The 26,172-nt window shown below is 56.4% G+C and carries 24 protein-coding genes; 9 read left to right on the top strand and 15 right to left on the bottom strand.

Annotated elements, in window-relative coordinates; genetic code table 11:
* Nucleotides 1–181: 181 nt before the first annotated feature.
* From cirA to yieE, 10 genes are all read right to left on the bottom strand, one after another.
* Entirely contained in the window at nt 182–2,152 is a 1,971-nt protein-coding gene (gene cirA / locus CNE01S_RS08460) for a catecholate siderophore receptor CirA (RefSeq protein ID WP_061275100.1), read from the bottom strand.
* A 126-nt stretch (nt 2,153–2,278) separates the two neighbouring features.
* Nucleotides 2,279–3,067, bottom strand: a complete 789-nt coding sequence (locus CNE01S_RS08455) for an ABC transporter ATP-binding protein (protein ID WP_096753968.1) — start codon at nt 3,065–3,067, stop codon at nt 2,279–2,281.
* Nucleotides 3,064–4,140, bottom strand: coding sequence for a FecCD family ABC transporter permease (locus CNE01S_RS08450; RefSeq protein WP_038481087.1), 1,077 nt, complete (start codon nt 4,138–4,140; stop codon nt 3,064–3,066). Before CNE01S_RS08450 ends, CNE01S_RS08455 begins: the two co-directional genes overlap by 4 nt.
* Nucleotides 4,141–4,155: 15 nt before the next feature.
* Nucleotides 4,156–5,271 (bottom strand): ABC transporter substrate-binding protein, encoded by a 1,116-nt coding sequence (locus CNE01S_RS08445; protein ID WP_061275127.1) that lies wholly within the window; start codon nt 5,269–5,271, stop codon nt 4,156–4,158.
* Between the two features lie 179 nt (nt 5,272–5,450).
* Complete coding sequence (locus CNE01S_RS08440) at nt 5,451–6,920, bottom strand: amino acid permease (protein ID WP_061275097.1); 1,470 nt, start codon at nt 6,918–6,920, stop codon at nt 5,451–5,453.
* A 188-nt stretch (nt 6,921–7,108) separates the two neighbouring features.
* Nucleotides 7,109–7,846, bottom strand: a complete 738-nt coding sequence (locus tag CNE01S_RS08435; protein ID WP_061275094.1) for an amino acid ABC transporter ATP-binding protein — start codon at nt 7,844–7,846, stop codon at nt 7,109–7,111.
* Nucleotides 7,827–8,483: an amino acid ABC transporter permease gene (locus CNE01S_RS08430; protein WP_061275091.1), complete on the bottom strand. Its 657-nt coding sequence runs from the start codon at nt 8,481–8,483 to the stop codon at nt 7,827–7,829. Before CNE01S_RS08430 ends, CNE01S_RS08435 begins: the two co-directional genes overlap by 20 nt.
* A complete protein-coding gene (locus CNE01S_RS08425) occupies nt 8,480–9,148 on the bottom strand; it encodes an amino acid ABC transporter permease (RefSeq protein ID WP_061275088.1) in 669 nt (222 codons plus the stop codon). Before CNE01S_RS08425 ends, CNE01S_RS08430 begins: the two co-directional genes overlap by 4 nt.
* Before the next feature lie 10 nt (nt 9,149–9,158).
* Nucleotides 9,159–9,944 carry a transporter substrate-binding domain-containing protein gene (locus CNE01S_RS08420; protein WP_061275124.1) on the bottom strand — a complete coding sequence of 262 codons (786 nt, stop codon included), beginning with the start codon at nt 9,942–9,944 and terminating at the stop codon, nt 9,159–9,161.
* 184 nt (nt 9,945–10,128) lie between these two features.
* Nucleotides 10,129–10,995: a DNA-binding transcriptional regulator YeiE gene (yieE, locus tag CNE01S_RS08415; RefSeq protein ID WP_061275086.1), complete on the bottom strand. Its 867-nt coding sequence runs from the start codon at nt 10,993–10,995 to the stop codon at nt 10,129–10,131.
* A gap of 124 nt (nt 10,996–11,119) precedes the next feature.
* Here yieE and CNE01S_RS08410 point away from each other — a divergent pair, with 124 nt between their 5' ends.
* On the top strand, nt 11,120–12,169 hold the full coding sequence (locus CNE01S_RS08410; RefSeq protein ID WP_061275084.1) for a YeiH family protein: 1,050 nt from the start codon (nt 11,120–11,122) through the stop codon (nt 12,167–12,169).
* Nucleotides 12,170–12,255: 86 nt separating this feature from the next.
* Nucleotides 12,256–13,113: a deoxyribonuclease IV gene (gene nfo, locus CNE01S_RS08405; protein ID WP_061275081.1), complete on the top strand. Its 858-nt coding sequence runs from the start codon at nt 12,256–12,258 to the stop codon at nt 13,111–13,113.
* Nucleotides 13,114–13,162: 49 nt separating this feature from the next.
* Here the strand turns inward: nfo and fruA are convergent, their stop codons facing one another.
* The 4 genes from fruA to CNE01S_RS08385 all read right to left on the bottom strand — a co-directional run bounded on the left by fruA (nt 13,163) and on the right by CNE01S_RS08385 (nt 18,032).
* Nucleotides 13,163–14,851 (bottom strand): PTS fructose transporter subunit IIBC, encoded by a 1,689-nt coding sequence (gene fruA, locus CNE01S_RS08400; protein WP_061275078.1) that lies wholly within the window; start codon nt 14,849–14,851, stop codon nt 13,163–13,165.
* Between the two features lie 16 nt (nt 14,852–14,867).
* Complete coding sequence (gene fruK / locus CNE01S_RS08395) at nt 14,868–15,806, bottom strand: 1-phosphofructokinase (RefSeq protein ID WP_008459923.1); 939 nt, start codon at nt 15,804–15,806, stop codon at nt 14,868–14,870.
* On the bottom strand, nt 15,806–16,936 hold the full coding sequence (fruB, locus tag CNE01S_RS08390; RefSeq protein WP_061275076.1) for a fused PTS fructose transporter subunit IIA/HPr protein: 1,131 nt from the start codon (nt 16,934–16,936) through the stop codon (nt 15,806–15,808). The genes fruK and fruB overlap by 1 nt, the downstream gene beginning before the upstream one ends.
* 352 nt (nt 16,937–17,288) lie before the next feature.
* Nucleotides 17,289–18,032 carry an SDR family oxidoreductase gene (locus CNE01S_RS08385; RefSeq protein WP_061275073.1) on the bottom strand — a complete coding sequence of 248 codons (744 nt, stop codon included), beginning with the start codon at nt 18,030–18,032 and terminating at the stop codon, nt 17,289–17,291.
* 129 nt (nt 18,033–18,161) lie between these two features.
* Between CNE01S_RS08385 and CNE01S_RS08380 the strand changes: the two genes are divergently transcribed.
* Both CNE01S_RS08380 and setB read left to right on the top strand, forming a co-directional pair.
* Entirely contained in the window at nt 18,162–19,121 is a 960-nt protein-coding gene (locus tag CNE01S_RS08380; RefSeq protein ID WP_061275068.1) for a LysR family transcriptional regulator, read from the top strand.
* Nucleotides 19,122–19,234: 113 nt separating this feature from the next.
* Complete coding sequence (setB, locus tag CNE01S_RS08375; protein WP_061275065.1) at nt 19,235–20,419, top strand: sugar efflux transporter SetB; 1,185 nt, start codon at nt 19,235–19,237, stop codon at nt 20,417–20,419.
* Here the strand turns inward: setB and CNE01S_RS08370 are convergent.
* Nucleotides 20,416–20,670, bottom strand: a complete 255-nt coding sequence (locus CNE01S_RS08370; RefSeq protein WP_061275062.1) for a YkgJ family cysteine cluster protein — start codon at nt 20,668–20,670, stop codon at nt 20,416–20,418. The genes setB and CNE01S_RS08370 overlap by 4 nt on opposite strands.
* A gap of 133 nt (nt 20,671–20,803) precedes the next feature.
* Here CNE01S_RS08370 and CNE01S_RS08365 point away from each other — a divergent pair, with 133 nt between their 5' ends.
* The 5 genes from CNE01S_RS08365 (at nt 20,804) to CNE01S_RS08345 (ending at nt 26,122) form a co-directional block, all read left to right on the top strand.
* Nucleotides 20,804–21,244 (top strand): DUF2946 domain-containing protein, encoded by a 441-nt coding sequence (locus CNE01S_RS08365; protein WP_072279118.1) that lies wholly within the window; start codon nt 20,804–20,806, stop codon nt 21,242–21,244.
* Nucleotides 21,245–21,353: 109 nt separating this feature from the next.
* Nucleotides 21,354–23,405: a TonB-dependent copper receptor gene (locus CNE01S_RS08360; protein ID WP_096754179.1), complete on the top strand. Its 2,052-nt coding sequence runs from the start codon at nt 21,354–21,356 to the stop codon at nt 23,403–23,405.
* 61 nt (nt 23,406–23,466) lie between these two features.
* Nucleotides 23,467–23,727, top strand: coding sequence for a DUF2534 family protein (locus CNE01S_RS08355; protein WP_061275056.1), 261 nt, complete (start codon nt 23,467–23,469; stop codon nt 23,725–23,727).
* Nucleotides 23,728–23,891: 164 nt separating this feature from the next.
* Nucleotides 23,892–24,464 (top strand): elongation factor P-like protein YeiP, encoded by a 573-nt coding sequence (yeiP, locus tag CNE01S_RS08350; protein ID WP_008459912.1) that lies wholly within the window; start codon nt 23,892–23,894, stop codon nt 24,462–24,464.
* A 191-nt stretch (nt 24,465–24,655) separates the two neighbouring features.
* On the top strand, nt 24,656–26,122 hold the full coding sequence (locus tag CNE01S_RS08345; protein ID WP_061275054.1) for a mannitol dehydrogenase family protein: 1,467 nt from the start codon (nt 24,656–24,658) through the stop codon (nt 26,120–26,122).
* Nucleotides 26,123–26,172: the final 50 nt, after the last annotated feature.

Genomic DNA, 26,172 nt, shown 5'->3' with positions numbered 1-26,172 from the left:
GGGCGCCGGGGGTTGTGAGGGGGAATGGCGTAATTCCCCCTCACACGTTCACCGTGCTCTGAACGAGCAGGGAAAACAGATCTATGGGTGAACGGAATAACGACTAAACTAAGGACCTCTCCAGGAAGACTTTGAAAGAATATGTATAAGACACACCTCTTAGAGAGAAGGTACCTACCGCTTAGAAACTATAATCCAGCGCCATAAAGTAGCGACGGCCGTCTTCGTTGTAGCTGTAGACATCACGATTCAGGTCCTTGTCGCCCAGGTTCAACACCCCCGCACGCACCTTCACGTTCTTCGTTGCCTTCCAGGCTCCCCCGGTGTTCCACACGATGTAGCCGCCCGGCGTTTTATCGGTGGCGGAGACTGCACGCTGCTTGCCGGTGTAGTTCGCCGAAACATAGAACGACCAGTCCTCCAGCGGTGCCCAGTCAACGGTGCCGTTAGCGGTATGGAACGACTGCTGCTGCAGCGGTTTATTGCCGCCGTTGCTCAGGTCACGCCCGTCGTTATAGGTGTAGTTCAGCGACAGCTTCCACTGGTCGTTAAACGGTATTTTCAGCTCGGTTTCCACGCCGCGAATACGCGCTTTGTTCACGTTGTAATAGCGGAAGATCGGGTTACCGCTCTTATCAAAACCAACAAAGTTCGAGTATGAAGGCGCCACGCTGCGGTTCGCGGTACGCTGGATATCAATCATATCCTCAACGTTATTCTGGAAAGCAGTCACGCTACCGCTCACGCCGTCCAGAATGCCTTCGTCCCCGGCGTAATACAGGCCCAGCTCAAAGCTTTCGCTGGTTTCCGGCTTCAGGTCAGGGCTGCCGACAATCTGGCAGGCACCACGGCAGGATTTACTGGTCCAGTCCGGGCTAAGCTGCAGCAGAGAAGGCGCTTTAAATGCTGTTGCCCACCCGCCTTTAACGGTGACGGTATCGGTCGCGTTATAAACGAGATAAGCACGCGGGCTCCAGTGATCGCCGTAGGTTTCATGGTCATCCATACGAATGCCGGTGGTCAGCGCCAGCGGCTCGAAGATGCGCCATTCGTCTTCAATAAACAGGGCGTACTGGCTGGCCGAGGTTTTAGAACTATTACCGCCGGTAATATTAACCGGATCGCTCAGCTTGTCGTGTCGCCACTCGCCGCCGAAGGTCAAGAACTGGTTGATGTCGCTGAGCGGCAACACCAGCTTGCCGTCGAGGCTATTGTTGCGCGAGGTGATGGCCGCGCTATTCCCTGGATTAAGGTTATCAATTTTGTCGCCGTAGAAACGCAGTTCGGTATTACCGAAGTCCCAGCGTCCGTTATGGCCGAGGGAGTAATCCTGACGCTCCATGCGGTTCTTATCCAGCGAGTCAGATTCCCTGTCCTGGCGGTCAAAGCCGTAGCCCACGGTGACATCCTGATTATCAGCAGGTGTCCAGGCAAACTCGGTGCTGGCATTGCGGGAAGTGAAGCCTTCAATCTGCGGCGTCAGGCCATTGGCGTTCGTTGTCGAAGTCTGCTGGCCGTCTTTCTGGCGCTTACCGAGGCTACCGTAGACTTTTACGCCCAGCATGTCGTCAATTAGCGGGCCGCTGGTGAAGAAGTTGCCGTTGTAGGTGTCGCCACGGTCGCGATGTTCCTGCACGGTGGAATCCAGGGTGAAGGTCCCGTGCCAGGCTTTGCCGACTTTACGGGTGATGATGTTCACCACGCCGCCGAGGGCATCGGAACCATACAGAGAGGACATCGGCCCGCGTACCACTTCGATGCGCTCGATGGCATCCGCCGGGATCCAGTTCAGGTCAAAGTCGTTATGGCGGAATACCGCATTGCGGGAGTTGACTCGCTTGCCGTCCACCAGAATCAGGGTGTAGCTGCTGTCCAGGCCACGCAGGCTGACGCCACGGCGGTTATCGCCTTCGTTGGTCAGCTGGACGCCAGGCACATTCTGCAGCACATCTTTCAGATTGTTGACGGGCCTTTTTTGCAGCTCGTCCTGGGTGATCACGCTGATACTGGCGGGCGCATCTTTGAGGTTTTGTTCGGTGGCTGACGCGGTGACAACGAGGGTTTCTTCGCGATCGTCGGCGATGACGGGGAAAGCCAGACCGAGCACGGACGCACAAAGTCCTCCCCGGACAATAGGATTCAACCTTAACATTTCTTTCTCTCCATGAGGTGAATTACAAACGAAACAACCGTTTAGCGCTCACATTGCACTATGCGCCAGCGGCTACATTGGCCGCCGGCTGCATACTGTGTTCCTTAGTATTCCTGAAATGCGTTGTTATACGGTGGGCGTTTCCACCAGGCCGTCGATCAGCACCTGGGCAACGCCCTGTGAGCAGCGTTCAATGCGCCCCTTCACGCCGTAAACCTGGGCCAGGCTGCGCGGAGTAATCACTTCCTCCGGCTCGCCGCTGGCAACCAGTTTGCCGTCGCGCAGCATGAGAACGTGCTCGCTATGGCGTAAAGCAATATTGATGTCGTGCACCACCACAACGGTGACGATATTGCGCTCGCGGGTTTCGCGGGCGACCAGGTCCATGACGTGGAACTGGTAATTCAAATCCAGCGCGCTCAGCGGCTCGTCAAGCAGCAGCAGTGACGGACGACGAATCAAAGACTGCGCCAGGCCCACCAGCTGTTTTTGCCCGCCGGAAAGCTGATCCAGGTAGCTCAAAGCCAGATGCGAGATCCCCAGCTGTTTCAGCAGCTGCATCACCTGTGCTTCGCTTTCAGCGCTGTGGCGGCCACCGGACGCGCGCTGGGCCACGATAATGGATTCCAGCACATGCAGATGTACGCCCTGCGGCAGCGACTGCGGCAGATAAACGACTTTTTCAGCGCGTTTGGCAAACGGCAAAGCCATCAGGTCTTCACCGTCCAGATACAGTTGCCCTTCCGCACGGTTCAGGCCCGCCAGCGAGCGCAGTAAAGTCGATTTACCGCAGCCGTTTGGCCCCAGCAGCACGGTGATTTTGCCGCGTGGCAGCGTCGGCACGCTGAGGTTTTCGATAATTTTACGCTTCGGGTAACCGGCGTTGAATGCATCAATCTGTAAACCCTGCATCACACGTTCCCCTTATGGCGAAGAATAATACTCAGGAAGAACGGCACGCCCACCAGCGAGGTGACGATCCCCACCGGAATGATGACGCCAGGGATAATGTTTTTAGAGGCAACCGACGCCAGCGACAGCACCAGCGCCCCGACCAGCACGCTGCCCGGCAGGTAGAAACGGTGATCTTCGCCAAACAGCATACGGGCGATGTGCGGCGCCACCAGGCCAATAAAGCCAATGGGGCCGACAAAAGCCACGGACAGCGCGGACAAAATACTGATGCGCAGCAAAGTGCCTAAACGCAGGCGCTTCACGTCGATGCCAAAGCTGACGGCACGATCTTCGCCTAAGCGCAGCGCGGTCAGCTTCCAGGAACTCAGCATGGAAATCGGCATGATGATGGCGAAGGCCAGCAGCAGCACGCCGAGCTTGTCCCAGGAGGCTCGCGCCAGGCTACCCATCGTCCAGAACACCAGCCCCTGCAGCGTGTCTTCGCTGGCGATAAACTGCAGCATCGACACCAGGGCGTTAAAGGTGAACACCAGCGCGATACCAAACAGCACCACGCCGGAACTCGCCACGCGCGTCCAGCGGGTAATGGCGTCCAGCATCAGCGCGGCAAACAGCGCAAAGACAAAGGCGTTGGCAGAAATAAACCACTGATCGGGCACCCCAGGAATACCGATGCCGAGAATAATTGCCAGCGCGGCACCAAAGGCCGCAGCGGAAGAAACGCCGAGCGTAAACGGGCTGGCCAGCGGGTTATTGAGGATGGTTTGCATCTCCGCCCCCGCCAGGCCCAGCGCCATGCCGACCAGCAGCGCCATCAGCGCATACGGCAGACGAATGTCCCACACGATCACCCGCGTACCGGCGTTAGCGCTGGCCGGGTCAATCAGGGTCTGCCACAGCGTATCCAGCGGCAGCCCGGAAGGGCCAAGGGTAAAGTCCAGCAGCAGCGAGGCTAAGATCGCAATGACCAGCGCCCCCATCAGCAAATAGCGGTGACGTAGCACCTGCTGGTAGCGTCCCATAATGGTGGCAGGCTGCGCCTCGTTTGGCATTGGATCGGTGGTGGCACTCATCAAGTCTTACCTTCGTTACTTCTTCAGATCGGTCCAGTACGTTCCCGTTGGCTCAACCGCCAGGAACTGTTTATAAAGTTGTTGCATCGTCTGCTCCGGATTTACCTCGGCAAACTGCTGCGGATGGAACCAGGTCGCCATCGCCTGAATCGCCAGAATGTTGTACGGCGAATTGTAGAAATTATGCCATACGCCATAGGCGCGCCCTTCTTTAACCGCCGTTAGCTGGTCAATGCCTTTACGCTCCAGCACGCTCTGCAGGCTGGCCTGCGCTTCAGCTTTGGTCGCCTGAGCGCCGAGCACTACGCCCGGAGAGGTTGAGCCTGGGGCTTTACCGCCGCTGGCAATATAAACCTGCGGATCAGCGGCAAGCACTTTTTCCAGGTTCACCGTGCCCAGCGCGCCCGGCAGCAGGTCTTTAGCAATGTTGGTGCCGCCCGCCAGGTCGATAAAATCGCCCATATTGCCTTTACCGGCGGACCCGCAGCACTCTTCCATCGCCGCAGCACGCAATTCGATAAACACCGAAGGTTTATCTTTTGCCGCCATCTTGCCGGTGACGTCGGTAATTTTTTTCAGGTTTGCTTCATAAAAGGCGATGTAATCATCGGCCTGTTTCTCGCGATGCAACACTTTGCCCAGCAGGCGCATGCTCGGCAAGGTATTTTTCAGCGGCGAGGTACGAAAATCGACGAAGACCACCGGCACGCCCGCTTTTTCAAGCTGAGAGACCAGCTCGCTGTGGCGGCCTGGGCCATGACCAGACAGGCCAAAAATCGCCACATCCGGGTGCAAAGTCAGCACTTTTTCCGGGCTGACGCTGTCGGCGGTGGTGCTGCCAATCAGCGGAATATCATCAATTTTCGGGAATTTCGCTTTATATTCCGCGTAAGTCTGCGTGTCCAGCTTACGGAAGTCTCCCTGCCAGCCCACAATACGGTCTATCGGCTTTTGCCCTTCCAGCAGAGCAAGGGCATAAAACAGGCGCCCTTCCCCCAGCAAAATGCGGTCAACCTTCTTCGGGATGGTGACTTCACGCCCGACAATATCAGTCACCGTCGCGGCGATGGCGGAGTGCAAACCGGCGGCGGTTAATGCCAGTGCCAGACAGATATTCTTGAATTTAATCATACGCTTCACGCTAACGCTCCTTCGTTCCTTAAAGAATGGCGTTAACGATAAAGCAAATGATAATGGTTATCAATTTAATTGTTGAATACTATAGCCCGTTGGCATTATTGATTGCCAGCAGAATAGAAAAAGGGCGTGATAATCACGCCCTTTAAAGAGTAACTTATTGTTACTTTGACTTATTTCTCACGAAATTTCGGGAATTCCATTTCGCTGTAGCGCACGAAGCGGCTGCCCTTCGTTACCTTGTAGCCAAACCAGATAGCCAGGAACAGCGGAATGCCGATATAGGTCGCCGCGACGCCGCCCCAGTCGATGGTGTCAGACAGGAAGGCTTCGTAGTTCTGGCCCAGAGTGATTATCAGACACAGCACGAAAGCGAAGATCGGCCCAATCGGGAAGAAGCCCGAACGGTATGGCAGATCGTTAATGTCGTTGCCCTGCAGCACGTAGCCGCGACGGAAGCGATAGTGACTGATGGCAATCCCCAACCAGGCGATAAACCCGGTCATCCCGGAGGTGTTCAGCAGCCACAGGTAAACGGTCTGGTTGCCGAACATAGAGGTCAGGAAGCACAACGCGGCAATAACGGTGGTCGCATACAGCGCGTTACGCGGCACGCCGCCTTTGGACAGCTTCGAGAAAATACGCGGCGCTTTACCGTCGCAGGCCAGGGTGTAAAGCATACGCGTGGAAGCGTACATCCCGGAGTTACCCGCCGACAGCACCGCCGTCAGAATAACGGCGTTCATGACCGCCGCCGCAGACAGCAGGCCCGCGTGCTGGAACACCAGGGTGAACGGGCTGACGCTGATGTCTTTCACGTCGTTGCGCAGCAGGCTTGGGTCAGTATAAGGAATAATCAGGCTGACAATCAGGATCGCGAACACATAGAACAGCAGGATTCGCCAGAACACCTGACGCACGGCGCGAGGAATGTTTTTCTCCGGGTCAGCGGATTCTCCGGCAGCAATCCCGATAAGCTCGGTGCCCTGGAAAGAGAAGCCGACGATCATCGCTACGCCGATCATTGCGGCAAAGCCCCCGGCAAACGGCGCGTCGCCGGTTGTCCAGTTGCTCCAGCCTACCGGCTGCGCCCCTTTGAAAATACCCACGATCATCATTACACCCACAATGATGAAGATGATGACGGTGGTCACTTTTATCAGCGAGAACCAGTATTCCGCTTCGCCAAAGCCTTTCACGGAGATCCAGTTAAGCAGGAACATGATGCCGAGGAATAGCGCACTCCAGATCCAGCCTGGGGTATCCGGGAACCAGTAATTCATCACCAGCTGTGCGGCCACAAGGTCAACGGCGATGGTCACCGCCCAGTTGTACCAATAGTTCCAGCCGAGCGCGAAGCCAAAGCCGTCTTCCACGTATTTCTGGCCGTAGGTCGCGAAAGAACCGGACACCGGCATAAACGCCGCCAGTTCGCCGAGGCTGGTCATCAGGAAGTACACCATCAGGCCAATCAGCATATAAGAGAGCAGCGCCCCGCCCGGCCCCGCCTGAGAAATTGTCGCCCCAGAGGCAACGAAAAGCCCCGTGCCGATGGAGCCGCCGATGGCGATCATCGTCAGGTGGCGCGCCTTTAATTCGCGGCGTAAGCCAGGCGCTTCTGTCGTTTTATCTTGTGAAACCATAGGAAATTGTTGCCTATCCAAAAAATGAGGCAAGATTGTAACAAAACGTCTTTGTTCAGATAGCAGAAATCCCGGGTTATAAGAGAGCTTCATGATCGCCCGGCGATTATTAGCAAGTCGCTAATCAGGCAGATAAGTTGAGGGGAATTAAAAACCGCCGGCGCATTCAGCTGGCCGGCGGTCAAAGATTAACCGAGCCCGCGCACGGAGGAGATAAACTGCTGCAGTTCCTGGGTGCGAGGACTGGCAAAGAACGACTTGCTCTCCCCCTGCTCCCAGACTTTGCCCTGGTGCATAAACACCACGCGGTCGCCGACTTCACGGGCAAAGTTCATTTCATGGGTCACCAGTATCAGCGTCATGCCTTCTGCCGCCAGCTGTTCCAGCACTTTAAGCACTTCGCCCACCAGCTCCGGATCGAGCGCCGAGGTGATTTCATCGCACAACAGTACTTTGGGGTTCATCGCCAGCGCCCGTGCAATGGCCACGCGCTGCTGCTGGCCGCCGGACAGATTAGCCGGATAGTAATCCACGCGTTCGCCCAGGCCGACTTTATTGAGCATCTCCAGCCCCAGCTCGCGGCATTCGGCGGCGCTCTTATTCAGAACCCGGCGCGGCGCCAGCATTACGTTTTCAAGCGCGGTCATGTGCGGGAACAGGTTAAAGCTCTGGAACACCATCCCCACGGAACGGCTGATTTCACGCGCCTGTGATTCCCTGTCGGTGATGGTCATCCCGCCCAGCTTGATGCTGCCGTCCTGGTAACCTTCAAGCCCGTTCATGCAGCGCAGCAACGTACTTTTACCGGAGCCGCTACGGCCGATGATCGACACCACTTCACCCATGTCGATATCAAGGCTGACGCCCTTCAGCACGTGGTTGTCGCCGTAATATTTTTGTACGTCATTAATGGTGATGAGCGGCATGGAATTTTTTCTCCAGATAGCGGCTGTAGCGCGACAGCGGATAGCAAAGTAAGAAATAGCCGAGCGCCACCAGGGCAAACACTTTAAACGGCTCAAATGTGACGTTATTCAGCATGGTGCCGGCTTTGGTCAGCTCGACAAAACCAATAATCGAGGCCAGCGCGGTGCCCTTAATCACCTGCACCGAAAACCCGACCGTCGGCGCAACGGCGATGCGCATTGCCTGCGGGGCTATTACCCGGAACAGCGTCTGCCCGAAGCTCAAACCGAGGCAACGACAGGCTTCCCATTGGCCTTTGGGCAACGCACGAATACTGCCGTACCAGATATCCAGCAGAAACGCGCTGGTAAATAGCGTCAGGGCAAGCGTGGCCGCCGTCCAGGGGCTGACGTCGATCCCGAACAGCGCAATCCCGAAGAAAGCCAGGAACAGCTGCATCAGCAGAGGCGTGCCCTGAAACAGCGCGACATAAGCGCTAATAAAGCGCTTTGGCCACGCCCAGCGGCTCATGCGCAGCAGCAGCAACGGCAAGGTCACCAGCGTGCCGCAGAAAAAGGCAATCAGCGACAGCAGCACCGTCCAGCGGGCCGCCAGCAGCAGGTTGCGCACAATATCCCAGTCGGTAAACGTCATCATCCGACATCACTCCCCAACCATTTTCGCCCCGCCGCCAGCAGCAGTTGACGCATAATTAACGACAGCACCAGATACATTAGGGTGGTCACCAGGTAGACCTCAAAGCTGAGGAAGGTACGCGACTGAATAAGACTGGCCGCAAAGGTCAGGTCTTCACAGGAAACCTGCGACACCACGGAAGAGCCCAGCATCACGATGATGCACTGGCTAACCAGCGACGGATAAATGCGCTTCAGCGACGGCGGCAACACTACGCGTAAAAACGTCTGGCTGCGGCATAACCCCAGCACGCGAGCCGCTTCCCACTGCCCTTTCGGCGTCACCTGGATTCCGGCACGAATAATTTCGGTGCTGTAAGCCCCGAGGTTAATCAGCATCGCGATAAGCGCCGCTTCCCCGGCGTTGAGCTTCAGCCCCAGCGCCGGTAGCCCAAAGACAATAAAGAACAGCTGCACCACGAACGGCGTGTTGCGGATGAGCTCCACGTAGCCGCCCCACGCCAGGCTTAACAGCCCCGGCTTTCCGCTGCGAATGGCTGCCCCGGTAATGCCGATGGCCACGCCACCGACCGTCGCCATAAAAGTGAGTCCCAGCGTCACCCACAGGCCGGAGAGTAGCTCCGGCCAGTAGGGCAGCAGACCGGCAAAATCAAGTTGCGTGGTCATCCCCCGATCCTCAGGCGCCGAGGTTGGCAGGCAGCGGCGCCTGCATCCATTTCTGCGACAGGGTGTTCAGGGTGTTGTCCTTCAGCGCGTCACCAATCAGCTCATCTACCTTCGCTTTCAGCGCAGGCTCGTTCTTTTTCAGCCCGATGTAGCAAGGCGAATCCTTGAGCATAAACTGGCTGACCGGGGCTTTGGTTGGGCTCTGGCGGGCAATGGCCGCCACGACCAGGTTGCCGGTGGCGATATACTGCACCTGGCCGGAAAGGTAAGCAGAAATCGTGGTGTTGTTGTCTTCGTAGCGCTTCACGTCGGCGTCTTTTGGTGCGAGGTCGGTTAATACCATGTCTTCTACTGCGCCACGGGTCACGCCGATGGTTTTCCCGCTCAGCGCTTTAGCATCTGTCACGACGCCGTCTTTCGGCCCGAACACACCGAGGAAGAACGGGGCGTAAGCGCGGCTAAAATCGATGACTTTTTCACGTTCAGCGTTCTTGCCGAGGCTTGAGATCACCAGGTCAACCTTGTCCGTTTGCAGGTACGGCACGCGGTTCGCGCTGGTGACCGGTACCAGCTGCAGTTTGACTTTCAGCCCCTTCGCCAGGTAGGCCGCCATATCGATATCGTAACCCTGCGGTTTCAGGTCAGCATTCACCGAACCAAACGGCGGGAAATCCTGCGGAACCGCCACGCGCAGCACGCCGCGTTTTTCAATATCCTGCAGCTGGTCGGCCATTACCGCCCCGGCCTGAGCCAGCAGAACCGTCGCGCCAACTAAAGAGAACAACCATTTTTTCATCGTCATGTGCAGCCTCGTCGCCTGATTGAAACAAAAGATTCTTTGAATTCAATTCTGCAACTAATGTGCCAACGCGGATGAAGTGCGAAGATCGCTGCCGCATCACGGTGAAAAAGAGGTTAACGGGAAGGACATTGCCTCGCAGCCACACCCCAATCAGGTGCAGCTGCAAGATTTTGGTGCATTATGCTTCGCAGTAGCGCAGAAAACGCAGCAGCGCGTTAGAAATATGCTTCTGGCGATGATGGATCCGGTACAGCGTCCGCACCAGACGGGGGAGAGGAATAGCAACTTCAATCAGTGAACCGCTTTCCAGCTGCTCGGCAATGACCCGGCGGGACAGGCAGCTAATACCCAGCCCATGGCGCACCGCATGTTTAATCGCCTCGGAATTACCCAACTCCATACCCAACTGAAACTCTGGCAAGTGTGAAAGCAATAAATAGTCGACGATTTCGCGGGTGCCTGAGCCGCGCTCACGCAGGATCCACGGCTGCTTTGCCAGGCTTTCCAGCGTGACCGGCTGGTGCACCAGCGGGTTGCCCGGTGAAGCAAAAACCACCAGCTCATCATCAAGCCACGGCTCTGTCACCAGCTCCGCCATGTGGCACGGGCCTTCAATCAGGCCAATATCCACACGAAAATCCGCCACCGCGTTAATCACGTCCTGGCTGTTGCCGACGCTAAGTTCCAGCGGCAGCTTCGGAAAGTCGCGCCGGTAGCGGGCAATCATCTCCGGCAGAATATAGTTGCCAATGGTGCTGCTGGCATAAACACGAATTGCGCCGTTATCTTCGCGGAACAGCTGCTCTATTTCACCCGCCTGCTCCAGCAGCCCAACGACTCGCGGGTAGAGCAGCCTGCCGTGTTCATTTACCACGAGGCGCTTCCCCACGCGGTCAAAAAGCTGAACCCCAAGCTGCCCTTCCAGGTCGGCCAGGGCGGCGCTTACCGCCGACTGGGACAGCGACAGCATCTGGGATGCCTGCGTGGTCGAGCCGCTTTTAAGGACTTCAGCAAACACTTCAAGTTGCCGCAGCGTGATATGCATAAGAGGGCTTCCTGTGGTGGCAGCGAGTTGCTTACCACTTATAAAGATTAATTATAAATATATAATCAATTTTATTTTTATGCCAGCCAGGCGTAACCTTTTTGCCATGACAGAGGAGAAGGTTATGACTGCACTCACCGTACAAGCTCACCGCCACACGCTGTGGCACTTTTTACCGGGGCTGGCGCTTTCCGCCGCCATTACCGGGCTGGCGTTATGGCTCGGCAATATCCCTGCGGTGGCCGGCGTCGGCCTTAGCGCCCTGACGCTCGCCATCCTTTGCGGCATGATCATCGGCAATACCGTTTACCCCAAAATCTGGCAGCAGTGCGACGGTGGCGTACTGTTCGCCAAGCAGCATCTACTGCGCCTCGGCATTATTCTTTATGGCTTCCGCCTGACGTTTTCGCAAATTGCCGACGTCGGCGTAAGTGGCCTGCTGATTGACGTGCTGACGCTGTGCAGTACCTTCGCCCTCGCCTGCTGGCTCGGACAGAAAGTGTTTGGTCTGGATAAGCAAACCAGCTGGCTGATTGGTGCGGGCAGCAGTATTTGCGGCGCGGCGGCGGTGCTTGCTACCGAACCCGTGGTGAAAGCCGAAGCCAGTAAAGTCACCGTGGCCGTGGCTACCGTGGTTATCTTCGGGACGCTGGCTATCTTTATTTACCCGATGATTTACCCATTCGTTAGCCACTGGTTTACGCCGGAGACCTTCGGGATCTACACCGGCTCGACGATGCATGAGGTTGCTCAGGTGGTGGCGGCGGGCCATGCGATTAGCCCGGAAACGGAAAATGCGGCGGTCATCGCCAAAATGCTCCGCGTGATGATGCTCGCCCCGTTCCTGATTTTCCTGGCCGCCCGCGTTAAATCTCTGGCACCGGCAGGCAGCGCGCAGACGGGTAAAATTACTATCCCGTGGTTTGCGATACTGTTTATCGTGGTGGCGATTTTCAACTCCTTCCACTTCCTGCCGCAGCCGCTGGTGAATGTGCTGGTCACGCTGGATACCTTCCTGCTGGCAGTGGCGATGGCGGCGCTGGGCCTGACGACACACGTTAGCGCCCTGAAAAAGGCCGGGGTTCGCCCGCTCCTGATGGCGCTGGTGCTGTTCATCTGGCTGATCGTCGGCGGCGCGGCCATTAACCTCGTGATTCACCACCTGATCGCATAATTCAATACGGAAAAAAGCCTCCTGACCCGCTATCATGACGGATTACCGATAGCGGGTTTTGCCCGTCAAGAAACAGGAGAAGAAAGATGAAGTTTATTGGAGCGCACGTTAGCGCCTCGGGCGGCCTGGAAAATGCCGCCATCCGCGCCCACGAACTGGAAGCCACCGCTTTTGCCCTGTTCACCAAGAATCAACGCCAGTGGCGCGCCGCGCCGCTGACCAGCGAAATTATCGACAACTTTAAGAGCGCCTGCGAAAAATACCATTACGGCCCCGGCCAAATCCTTCCGCATGACAGCTACCTGATCAATCTCGGCCATCCGGTTGAGGATGCGCTGGAAAAATCCCGCGAAGCGTTTATCGACGAAATGGTTCGCTGCCAGGACCTGGGGCTGACGCTGCTGAATTTCCATCCGGGCAGCCACCTGAAACAGATTCCAGAAGAGGAATGCCTGAAGCGCATCGCAGAATCGATTAACATTGCGCTGGAGAAGTCCGAAGGCGTGACCGCCGTGATTGAAAACACCGCTGGCCAGGGCAGCAATCTTGGTTTCCGCTTCGAACATCTCGCGGCGATTATTGACGGCGTGGAAGATAAATCCCGCGTTGGCGTCTGTATCGACACCTGTCACGCTTTTGCCGCCGGGTACGACCTGCGCACCGAAGCTGACTGCGAAAAAACCTTTAGCGAATTCGAGCGTATTGTCGGTTTCAAGTACCTGCGTGGGATGCACCTCAACGATGCCAAAAGTGAATTTGGCAGCCGCGTTGACCGCCACAACAGCCTGGGGCTGGGCAACATCGGCCACACCCCGTTCAGCTGGATCATGCGCGACGCACGTTTTGACGGTATCCCGTTAATTCTGGAAACCACTAATCCGGATATCTGGGCCGAAGAAATCGCCTGGCTTAAGGCACAGCAGCACGAAGAAGCCACGGCTTAAAAAGTAAAAACGCCCCGCATTAGCGAGGCGTTTTTATTTGAGTTGGAGATTAAGCCGCTTTCGCCGCCAGCTCCGTTTCGGGACGCTTGAGGAAGGCGTAGGACAGGCCAGCCACCAGCGTACCGGCAATAATCGCCAGCAGGTAACCCAGCACCGGCGTAATCGCGCCAGGGATCAACAACACAAACAGGCCACCGTGCGGTGCCATCAGCTTCGCACCAACCGCCATGGACAATGCACCCGTCAGCGCGCCGCCGATGATACAGCAAGGCAGAACGCGCATCGGGTCGCGAGCGGCAAACGGAATCGCCCCTTCGGTAATGAAGCACAGCCCCAGTACCAGCGCCGCTTTGCCCCCTTCCTGCTGCGCCTTATCGAACTTACGGCGAGCAACCAGCGTGGCCAGGCCCAGCGCCAGCGGTGGCACCATACCTGCGGCCATGATTGCCGCCATCGGTGCGTAGGTTTGGGTACTGAGTAAGCCGACGCCAAAAGCGTAAGCCGCTTTGTTCACCGGGCCACCCATGTCGGTACACATCATCCCGCCCAGAATGGCGCCCAGCAGGACCGCGTTTGCGGTGCCCATGGTTTGCAGCCAGTGGGTCAGGCCCGCAAGGATTTTAGCCACCGGCGTACCGATCAGGTAGATCATCGCCAGGCCAACAACCAGGCTTGAGAACAGCGGAATGATCAGGATCGGCTTCAGCGCCTCCATGCTTGGCGGCAGCTTCAGCTTCGAGCTAATCAACTTAGCGATATAGCCCGCAAGGAAACCGGCGATGATACCGCCGATAAAGCCTGAGCCGGTGCTTACCGCCAGCATGCCGCCGATTAGACCCGGCGTGAGGCCTGGACGGTCGGCAATCGAGAATGCAATATACCCCGCCAGAACAGGCACCATCAGCGCGAACGCAGAGCCACCGCCAATTTGCATCAGCGCCGCGGCAAGCGTACCCGGCTCTTTAAAGGCCTGGATACCGAAGGCAAAGGAAAGTGCAATACACAGGCCGCCCGCCACCACCATTGGCAGCATGTAAGACACGCCGGTCAACAGATGGCGATACGCCCCGGCACTTTCTTTTTTGCCGGATTCCTGCGCAGAACTTGCTTTACCTGCCGCTTCGTAAGGCTTGGCTTCAACCAGCGCCTTATCCAGCTCCTGAGCCGTTTTCTTCAGCGCCAGGCCGGTAGACGTGCGGTACATCGGCTTACCGGCAAATTTGGCCAGATCCACTTCAATATCGGCCGCGACAATTACCAGATCCGCCTCAGCCACTTCTTCAGGCGTAATCGCGTTCCCTGCCCCGACGGAACCACGGGTTTCAACCTTCACCCACCAGCCGCGTTTTTTCGCTTCGGTTTCGATGGCTTCCGCAGCCATAAAGGTGTGCGCCACGCCGGTTGGGCAGGCGGTGACGGCGACGATACGCTTCGGCCCTTTTGTAGCTGCGGGCGCAGCTACTACCGGTGCCGTGTACGTCTGTGCCTTACCTTTTGCTTCACTCAGGAACAGCTCAGGGTGCTGAACGGCTCTGTCGATATCGCCGAGGAACACCTTTTTGCCGTTCAGCGAGGTATCAGCCGGAATAGTGTTGCCAACGACAATCGCCAGTTCGGCATCGTTCGGGTTATCAATAATGTCGAGATGCGCTTTTGGCGCTGCGGCACCGAGCAGCGTCTTCGCGAGATACGCGCGCGCCTGCCCCAGTCCCGGCTCAATAATTAACAGCGTTTTCATTGCCTGTCTCCTGCTGTCAGTGGAAAGGTTTCAGGTCGACACGAGCCATCATGGCGGCCAGCTGTGTACGATCGGTAATGCCTACGTTGCTCTGGCTGACGGCCAGGGCCGCAACGGCGGTAGCAAGGCGCAGCGTGTGTTCGCTGGACTCGCGCATCAGCAGGCCATAAATCAGGCCGCCGACCATTGAATCTCCTGCACCAACGGTACTAACAACTTCACACGTCGGTGGTTTGGCAATCCATTCTCCTGAAGCGTTAACCCACAGCGCACCTTCAGCGCCGAGAGAAATCACCACATGCGCAATTCCCTGCTCACGCAAAGCATGCGCCGCCTCAATCACGTCTTTCAGTTCAGGCAGTTTGCGCCCAGCCCAAATTTCAAGCTCACGACGGTTCGGCTTGACCAGCCACGGCGCCGCTTTCAGGCCCGCAACCAGCGCTTCGCGGCTGCTGTCGAAAATGATGCACGGACACTGACTGCGCAGACGGGTCATCCAGTCGGTGAACGCTTCCGGGGAAACGCCCGCCGGCAGGCTGCCGCTGACACAAACCATGTCGAACTGGCCCAGCCAGCTCAGGGAGTCGGCCACAAAGCGCTCCCAGTCCGCGCCAGTGACTTCAAAGCCGGAGAAATTAAGATCGGTCACTTCGCCGTCTTTTTCGGTCAGCTTGACGTTGATGCGGGTGCGGCCCTGCACGACCTGGAAGCGGTTCGCTATGCCCAGCTCGCTGAACAACTGCTGGAAGCCGTCCTGGTTATCTTTGCCCAGGAAGCCGCCAACGGTGACGTCAATGCCAAGATCTTTCAGCACTTTAGCCACGTTAATGCCTTTGCCGGCGGCATGCAGGCCGGTGGTGCGCACCAGGTTGACTTCACCGCGCTCGATTTCCGGGCAGAAGCCCACTAAGTCATAGGCCGGGTTGAGGGTGATCGTCGCTACACGTCTGGTCATTACGCGCCCTCCCCCAGTCCTTCAGAGATAGCTTCGCCAATCGCTTTCAGCGCCAGTTCAGCATCTTCACCCTGTGCGGTGAAGCGCAGGCGATGGCCTTTTTTCACACCCAACGCCACAACTTTCATCAGGCTACGTCCATTTGCCGGCTTGCCGGTTCCATCAAGGTTTGTCACGGTAATTTCGCTATTGAATTGTTTTATGGTATTGACCAGCGCCGTTCCCGGACGGGCGTGCAGGCCGTGTTCATTGCGCACGGTAAATTCAGCGCTCAGTGCCTCTTCTGCCGGAGCATCGTCGCTGGTCAGCAGCGTCAGCAATGCCGGTGCATCCGCACTTAACAGTTTGTCGGCACGGTTGCCAATCAGCATGTCGCTCAGGCGATTCAGCACCTGCAGCGGCTGCTCATCGACAACGGCGACGGTCATCAGCAAATTCACCGGGTTTCCGTTTACCTCAAAACCTGCGGCCGGACGGCTAACTGCGATAGCGCTCGCAAGGTTGCCTGTCGCGCTATCGTTCAGCCAGATGCCCTGACCGAGATAAAGCGGGTTGCCGGTAACCACATTGCTGACGAAAGCCGCATCAACCGCGCCCGCCTGTTTCAGACGCCCGGCGTTTAGCGCCTGGAGCGTCATCAGATCGCTGGCGTCGACGTTCAGCGCCAGCAGGCTGTTGTCCAGCAACAGGGCGGTGCTTTGCTTTTCGCCCATCAGTAACGCACGGAGTTCTTCCGCGCTGCTGACGGATTTCAGCTGTTCAGCCACGTCGTCGTCGCTCAGCACATGCGTCAACTGGCGCAGCAGCCCGAGATGTTCGTCTGAGCTGGCGGCGATACCAATCGCCACGTAAGCAGTCTGCCCTTCGCCCCACTCCACGCCCTGCGGGAACTGGAAAACCTGAACGCCGATTTTCAGCACCAGATCGCGCGTGTCCGTGGTGCCGTGCGGAATAGCAATCCCGTTGCCTAAATAGGTTGTGGTTTGCTGTTCACGCGCCAGCATACCGTTGACGTAGCCTTCGCCGACGTTGCCTGCCTCTACAAGGGCGGCGGCAACCTGGCGGATAGCGTCTTCTTTGTTCCCGGCAGCTTCGCCCGGGTGAATATCCTGCACAGATAACTGGAACATAGATCGCCTCTCTCGCTGAATTGAAACGATTCAGCTTACTTGAGAAAAAATGCGCCATCTCGAGCTGCGGGATGCAAAAAGATGACGCTGAAACGTTTCAAGGAGTGTTGCGCTAATGCTGCATTTGACGCAACATTTCTCGCGTTTCTGTTTGCGAAATTTAGAGCTTCAGCACATTTTCAGTTTAGCAGACGGTAAGTTCAGCGCCCGGGCAGGCGATTTCTGACCAGCATCAGCAAACTTCAGCTATGGCCACACAGCAGCTGACGGGGTTTTACTCGACGGTGGAAATTGATGGCTGGAACATACAAAGAAACCACGTCGGTGAATGTTGTACCGACGTGGAGCGGCCTCAGGCGAGCTGACGAGTTGGCCTGAAGACGATTTCGTTCACGTCCATTTCATCGGGCTGTTCAAGGGCGAAGGTAATCGCACGGGCAAAGGAATCGGCCGGAATAGCCGTTGTCTGATAAAACCCCTGCATGCCACGAGCAACATCTTCTTCGGTGATACTGTTCGGCAATTCAGAATCTACGGCCCCGGGCGAAAGAATTGTCGTGCGGATATTCCAGGGTTTTACCTCCTGTCTCAGGCCTTCCGTCAACGCACGTACGGCAAATTTCGTCGCAGAGTAGACCGTTCCGCCAGGCATGATTTTATGCCCGGCCACCGACGCGACATTGACAAAGTGTCCAGACATTTGGCGCTGCATATGCGGCAAGGCCGCCGCAATACCATAGAGTACGCCCTTGATATTCACATCGATAGTTCGCTCCCAATCCTCAACTTTCAGCCGTTCAAGCGCCGAGATCGGCATTAAGCCTGCATTATTGACCATCACATCAACCCGACCGAAGGCCTGAACCGCCCTCCCGACGAGCCGCTGCACATCGCCGAGCACAGTCACGTCGGTCTCAACGGCGAGAGCCTGCCGCCCCCCGCTTGTTAACTCATCAGACAACTGCCGTAAGCGCTCAATCCGACGAGCCCCCAGCACGACATGGGCTCCTCGTTCACTCAGCAGGCGGGCAGCGGCCAGACCTAGACCGCTGCTGGCTCCGGTTATCACAATGACTTTATCTTTAATATTGTTCATTACACGCTCCAGGTAGGGGTTTCAACGCAGATGTTATGCAAAAGAATATCAACCCACTAGCGAGCTATTTATTGACGGAATAGAAAGTACAGATTGATAATTGAAAACAAATTGACGCGAGGAACATTTATGGCAGTCAGCGATCTTCGGGCCATCGAAATCTTCATCAACGCGATAGAGCTGGGCAGCATTCGTCGGGCGGCTGCCATGCAAGGCATTAGCCCGCAGGCGGCGAGTCAGGCACTTTCCGCTCTGGAACAGCGTTTAGGCGTGCGGCTGCTTCATCGCACTACGCGGCGACTGGCACTGACGACGGAAGGACAGCAATTTCTGGAAGAGGCTAAACCCGCGCTGGCGTCCCTGGCGCGAGCAGGAGATCGTATCCGTAATGTCAAAGATGCTATTGCAGGCCCCTTGCGCATCATTGCCCCAAAATATGCATTTTTGCCTCTACTATGGCCTCTGATTGATGAGTTTTGTACCCGCTATCCAGAGATCGAACCTGACGTAAAACTTGATGACCGCATCGGAAGCTGGGTGGAGGAACGAACCGACGTTGGTTTTCGTATCGGTCACCCACCCGAGGAAGGACTTTTTGTACGTCGGCTCTTTGCTATGCAGCTGATTATTTGTGCCTCGCCGGATTACCTTACGGCCCGTGGCGCCCCGGCATCCATAGCCCAATTGTCTGAACACAAATGCAGCACATTTCGTCACCCCGGCTCAGGCCGAGTGCTCCCCTGGCTACTCAAGGTCGACGGTGAAGTCACGTCCGTTAATGTACGCCCGGCGTTATCAACCAATGATGCCCACCTGGAAACGCAGGCGGTGTTGTCAGGCCACGTCATAGGCTTGCTTTCCGGCTTATCCGCTGCGCCCCTGATTCGCGCAGGCAAGCTGGTCCCGCTGCTAACCCGACATGTTACGGACCACATGAGCGTGCACATCTACTACGGCAGCCGACCGGCGCAGCCCGCTCGAGTCCGATCTTTTATCGATTTGACCGTCGAGCGTTTGCTCGATTCACCCGACTACGTGCTGGATTCTAATGAGCTGGCGCAGGCTGAAGCTGAGGGGCGAAACGCCTGAACCGTAAACAGGATAATTTGTGCTAGCGGTCTCGCAGAGCGGGCGGGTAAATCTGTTTATTTGAAGGTAACGGGCGTAAACTCCGCGCATTCTTTTTCCTGTCACCGATTAGCATGCAAAACGCTCCCGTTACCGCCGCCCGCAAGCCTCTGGATTTCACCTCAACCGCGTTTCTGATTGTGGCCTTTTTGACCGGCATTGCCGGGGCGCTACAAACCCCAACGCTAAGTCTGTTCTTAACCGATGAAGTCCACGTTCGCCCTGCGCTGGTCGGTTTTTTCTTCACCGGCAGCGCGGTAATCGGCATTCTGGTGAGCCAGTTTTTAGCCGGGCGCTCCGACCGCAAAGGCGACCGAAAAACGCTGATTTTTGCCTGCTGCCTGCTCGGCGCGATGGGTTGCGTGCTGTTCGCCTGGAACCGTAACTACTTTATTTTGCTGTTCGTCGGGGTGTTTCTCAGCAGCTTCGGCTCCACCGCCAACCCGCAAATGTTTGCTCTGGCCCGGGAGCATGCCGATAGCACCGGGCGAGAAGCGGTGATGTTCAGCTCTATTCTGCGCGCGCAGGTGTCTCTTGCCTGGGTGATTGGGCCGCCAATTGCCTATGCGCTGGCGATGGGGTTTGGCTTCAAAGCGATGTACCTTTGCGCCGCGTTCGCCTTTGTCATTTGTGGGGCAATGGTCTGGCTCTTTTTGCCGTCCATGCGCAAAGAGCCTGCGGTAAAAACGACGGCCACGCTCGAGTCTCCGCGCCGTAACCGCCGCGACGCCCTGCTCCTGTTCGCCGCCTGTACCATGATGTGGGGCTGTAACAGCCTCTATATCATCAATATGCCGCTTTACATCATCAATGAGTTACACCTTCCGGAGAAGCTCGCCGGGGTGATGATGGGCACCGCCGCCGGGCTGGAAATCCCGACCATGCTGATTGCGGGCTACTACGCCAAACGCTTCGGTAAACGCTTCCTGATGCGCTTTGCCGTCGCTGCCGGGTTGCTGTTCTATGTCGGGATGGTGACGCTGACCAATGAATATATGCTGCTGGGGTTGCAGCTGTTAAACGCCATCTTTATCGGGATTCTGGCCGGGATCGGCATGATCTATTTTCAGGATCTTATGCCTGGCCAGGCTGGAGCTGCTACGACGCTGTATACCAATACCACGCGAGTGGGCTGGATCATTGCGGGTTCGCTTGCCGGGGTTGTCGCGGAAATCTGGAACTATCACAGCGTCTTTTTCATTGCGCTGGGGATGATAGCCATCAGCGTTTATTGCATGGCTCGCATCAAAGACATTTAAGGCGCCGTAGCGGCCTCAAGGTGAATCAGATAGGTCATCGCCTGCTGGCGTGAGGTGCCGCACATCTCTCTTGCCGGCTGGAGGCCACCGCAAACTTTAGGCCGTAAAGGCGAGCCAAACAGCTTGCAGCGCAGGCGTTCGTCCAGCTGAACGCAGGGCGTGTTGGCGGGCTTTCCCTCCGGCATACCAGGGATCGGCGTTAATATTGAAGGCGCGGTACAGCATGCGCCGCAGTCAGGACGACAATCCATTTGTGTTTCCACCATCGTTAAAGGGTGCGTGACAATAACAGACCCTTTGTCTGCGTCAATCTAACAATTCATTTAACATCATTCCTTCTTTCAGGATACACTTGCGCCACAACGACTACGGATCGGTAACGTTTTGTCACGGCGCAATCACTTCCACCGAACAGCCTGCTGGCTGGCGCTGCTTGCCGTTGCCATGCTGTTTATTGCACCGGTTATTTCAAAATCGCTGATGCACCATTCAGCCTGCGAGCACAGCAGCATGATGATGACAATGGACATGTCTGACATGGACCATCACATGCCTATGCCCGATCCTTGCCCTCAGGTCTCAATGCCGCACAACATGCTGATGTCCGGCCCGGGTATGTCGCCGGGAGAGGAAATCGCCTGCGGCTATTGCCAGTTACTGATCCATCTGCCTTTTATTCAGTTCTGCCTCACCGTTTTACTGCTGTTATTGTTGACTGGCGTGCGCCGGACACCGGTGGCCGCACTTTGCTGCGCGGCGATTTCACGCCCGTGGTCACCTCACCCGGCTCGCGCCCCGCCCCCTGCTGCCTGTTACTTCGCATAAAACACCAATAATTAACTGCGTAACGCTGCAGGCAACGTTGCAACGCTGTCTCGGGCTGTTCTTTTCACGAAGAACGGCGACGTTACGCCTGAAGGACAGTAAGGCAATGATGAAAACGCATTTAAAACCGCTGGTATCTTTGATACTGCTGGCGATAACTTCCCCTGCAACCCTCGCGGCGGGAACGCATGACACGATGACTATGCCGGACGATGCCGTGATGATCGTCACCTCTCCGGCGTCATCACCGCTGGAGGTTGTGACGTCCCCTAAAACGCCACGTCAGCCCGTTCCGGCCAGCGACGGAGCTGATTACCTGAAAACCATCCCCGGTTTCTCGCAAATCCGCAACGGCGGCACCAATGGCGATCCGGTATTTCGCGGCATGTTCGGCTCTCGCCTGCGTATTCTCACCAACAATGGTGAAATGCCGGGGGCCTGCCCGGCCAGAATGGACGCCCCAAGTTCTTATATTTCTCCGGAAAGCTTTGACCTACTGACGTTGATTAAGGGGCCAGAAAGCGTGCTCTGGGGGCCGGGTAACTCGGCGGGAACGGTGCGCTTCGACAGGGAACCGCCGCGCTTTGAAAAAGCGGGTATTCAGGGCACGGCAAGCCTGCTTACCGCCTCTAATCAGCGCTGGGACAGCAATGCGGACGTCAGCCTCGGCAATGAAGACGGTTATCTACGGCTTCTCGGCAATAAATCCCATTCCGGCGATTACGAGGACGGCAACGGTAACCGGGTGGCCTCAAGGTGGGATAAATGGAACACCGACGTTGCCCTGGGCTGGACGCCCAACAAAGACACCTTGCTGGAGCTGACCGCAGGTAAAGGCAACGGCGAAGCCCGCTATGCCGGGCGCAGCATGGACGGCTCGCAGTTCAGGCGAGACAGCCTGGGGGGACGCTTTGAAATGTCGAACATCGGCGAGGTGTTCAACAAGTTTGAAAGCAGCGTCTACTACAACTATGCCAATCATATTATGGACAACTATTCGCTGCGGTCACCGGGCACAATGTCCAGCGGCATGTCTGGTGGCGGACACATGACCTCATCGATGGGCATGGATATGGGTTCGTCCATGAGCATGAATATGCCGATGGCGATGCAGCTCGATCGCCGCACGATTGGCGGACGTATGATGGGGACCTGGCTCTGGTCTGACTACGAACTGCGCAGTGGTATCGACGGCCAGCAAAGCACCCATCGCAGTAAACAGGGCGCTGACTGGAAGCAGGATGCCCGTTTCCAGGACGCAGGTCTTTTTAGCGAGCTGACCTGGAACGCCACCGACAGCAGCAAAATTATCGGCGGCGCGCGCCTCGACCGGACTCGCGTCAATAATGATACGGACGTAGGGGCCAGCGTGCGCAGCAAAACGTTACCGGCAGGTTTTGTGCGCTACGAACAAACGCTGAGTGATGTGCCCGTCATGCTGTATGCCGGCGTTGGTTATACCGAACGTTTCCCGGATTATTGGGAACTGTTTTCCCCCACCTACGGGCCTGACGGCACTAAAAATATCTTCGATAACCTGAAAACGGAAAAAACCACGCAGTTAGATATTGGCGCCCAGTACAGCGGCGAGCGCTTCAATAGCTGGGTTTCTGCGTACCTTGGCCGGGTGAATGATTTTATTCTCTTCCGCTATGACCCCAACAACGCCCGCGTCAGTCAGGCAGATAACGTTGACGCCACGATTATGGGCGGCGAAATGGGCATGAGCTACGCGCTGACCGAAGCATGGAAAGCGGACGCAAGCCTGGCGTATGCCTGGGGGCAAAACACCAGCGACCATCAACCGTTGCCGCAAATAGCCCCGCTGGAAACCCGCTTCGGCCTGACCTGGGAACAGGGAGACTGGAGCAGTACCGGCCTACTGCGCGTAGTCAGTAGCCAGCAGCGGGTTGCGCTGAACGAAGGCAACGTGGTTGGGAAAGACTTCGACAAAAGCAGCGGCTTTGCGATTTTTTCCGCCAACGCCGCTTACCGTCTCAGCAAAGCCATCAAGCTCAGCGCTGGCATCGATAACCTGTTTAACAAAACCTACAGCGAGCACCTGAACCTGGCGGGCAACAGCAGCTTTGGCTATTCCTCCAATACCCCGGTGAATGAACCCGGCCGGACGGTTTGGGGCAAAGTGAACGTCACATTTTAATCATCCTGGCCCCGACTACCGGGGCCATTACGCTTAATCATTTCCCAGCCAGGAGGCTGATATGTTTGCAAAACTTCGTACCCCAGAAGGTAAAAAATTCCTTATCGCGGTTGTTATCGTCTTCACCATCGTGGTGTCGCTGATTTCAAAAGTCATCTTTGAAGGCGTGGAAGAGCAGTACAACTGGCCAATGGAACAGTGGACGCTGGACATGTTTATCATGCAGGGTGCGTGGGTTGCCATCTACACGATTATGTTCACTATTCTGTGTTCGCTGCCGTTTGCTTTCTATTTCCTGGCGCCTAAGGATGGCCGCGGCTAAGGCGCTTTCCGCGTCAGGCGTGTCGGCAAAGCAGGATGTGCCGCCACGCCCTGGCGTAACCCCCTTACTTTTATGCTTCTTTATCAAATCCACTTGCCTGAAACGCGCCTCACGAGTACTTTGACGCAATATTTTCGCATCTCAATTTTTGACAGGAAACACCGATGGCAAGAGCTAACGAAATCAAAAAAGGCATGGTTCTCAATTACAATGGCAAACTGCTGATTGTTAAAGATATTGACATCCAGGCTCCCAGCGCTCGCGGCGCAGCAACCCTGTACAAGATGCGTTTCTCTGACGTTCGTACCGGGCAGAAAGTGGAAGAGCGCTTCAAGGGTGACGATATCGTTGACACCATTACCCTGACCCGCCGCTTCGTTGACTTCTCCTATATCGACGGCAACGAATACGTGTTCATGGATAAAGAAGATTACACGCCGTACATCTTCACCAAAGACCAGATCGAAGAAGAGCTGCAGTTCATTCCTGAAGGCGGTATGCCGGATATGCAGGTGCTGACCTGGGACGGCCAGCTGCTGGCGCTGGAGCTGCCGCAAACCGTGGATCTGGAAATCATCGAAACCGCACCGGGCATCAAAGGCGCTTCTGCCAGCTCCCGCACCAAACCAGCCACCCTGTCCACCGGCCTGGTGATTCAGGTACCGGAATACATGGTTGCCGGCGAGAAAATCCGTATTCATATTGCAGAAAAACGCTCTATGGGCCGCGCAGACTGATGATTAATGACGCTCCTTCGGGAGCGTTTTTTCTTTCTTTCCACCAAAGTTATTATACCAATTAACCATCCCCATCTCATTATCAGACCTGAATCACACAAAAACGATTAAATTAATAGACCAATTTTATTTCCTGTCATACAGATTTACACTGCATGGATTCCCACTTCCCCCTCACAGGATGCGACTCTATGGACACCCTTGCCACTGCTTCACTTCCGGATACCGTTCAACGGCCAAACTACGACCGCCGCGCGCTTAAGACGCGTATCGTGCATTTTGGGTTTGGCGCTTTCCATCGTGCGCACCAGGCCTTGCTTACCGATCGGGTTCTTAACAAGCTGGGCGGCGACTGGGGGATCTGCGAGATCAGCCTGTTTAACGGCGATAAATTGATGCGAGATCTTCGGCAACAGGATCATCTTTTTACGGTGCTGGAAAAAGGGGCAACGGGAAACCAGGCGCGGGTCATTGGCGCCGTAAAAGAGTGCCTGAATGCGAAGCTGGACGGCATGGAGGCCATCATAGAGAAGTTTTGTGAACCGCAGGTCGCCATTGTTTCCCTGACAGTGACTGAAAAAGGTTACTGCATCGATCCCGCCAGCGGAAAACTCGATACCACCAATGAGCGGATTATTCACGATCTGGCGTCACCTCAGGCTCCGCATTCCGTACCAGGAATACTTGTTGAGGCGCTCGGCCGCCGCCGCGAACGTGGATTAGGCCCTTTTACGGTCTTATCCTGCGATAACATTCCTGATAACGGGCATCTGGTTCGCCAGGCCGTGTTGGGTATGGCCGCGAGCCGCAGCACCGGGCTGGCAGAATGGATTGCCAAAGAGGTCACTTTCCCGAGCACTATGGTTGACCGCATTGTCCCGGCGGCCACGGAGGAATCGCTGCAGGAAATTGCGGAAATACTGGGCGTACAAGATCCCTGTGCCATTGCCGCCGAGCCGTTTATTCAGTGGGTAGTTGAAGATAATTTCGTGGCTGGTCGCCCTGAATGGGAAGCCGTCGGTGTGGAAATGGTTGACGATGTTGTGCCCTACGAACAGATGAAGCTGCGGATGCTTAACGGCAGCCACTCATTTCTTGCTTATCTCGGCTACCTTGCCGGTTACCAGCACATTAATGATTGCATGGCCGACGAACACTTTGCCCGTGCCGCACGGCGCCTGATGCTGCAGGAGCAGGCCGTGACGCTGAATATTCGCGGCGTCGATCTGAATCAGTACGCCACCAGCCTGCTAGAGCGGTTCACAAACCCGGCCCTGAAGCACCGTACCTGGCAAATCGCCATGGACGGCAGTCAGAAACTCCCCCAACGCTGGCTGGAAGGCGTACGCTGGCATCTGGAAAACGAGAGCAGCTGGTCATGCCTTGCGCTCGGGATTGCCGGCTGGATGCGCTACGTCAGCGGCATCGATGAACAGGGCCACGCGATTGACGTTCGCGATCCGCTGCAAGGCAAAATCCAGATGTTGGTGAGTGACAGCAGCGAAAACGAACGCGTCAGCGCCCTCCTCAGCCTGAGCGAGATTTTTGGTGATGACCTGCCGAAAAACGGAAAGTTTGTCGAAAACGTTCAGCAAGCCTGGCAACAACTCATTCGCCTGGGCGCACGCGGTGTGGTTGAAAACTTGAACCGAAGTTAACAATCAATGCGCTTAACGTGGTCTTACCGTGCGGTAAGCCGCGTTAAGGC

Source organism: Cedecea neteri NBRC 105707 = ATCC 33855 (assembly GCF_001571265.1).
GTDB lineage: Bacteria > Pseudomonadota > Gammaproteobacteria > Enterobacterales > Enterobacteriaceae > Cedecea > Cedecea neteri.
The sequence above is the reverse complement of the archived record's forward strand: the minus strand, read 5'-3'. Positions and strand labels throughout refer to the sequence as shown.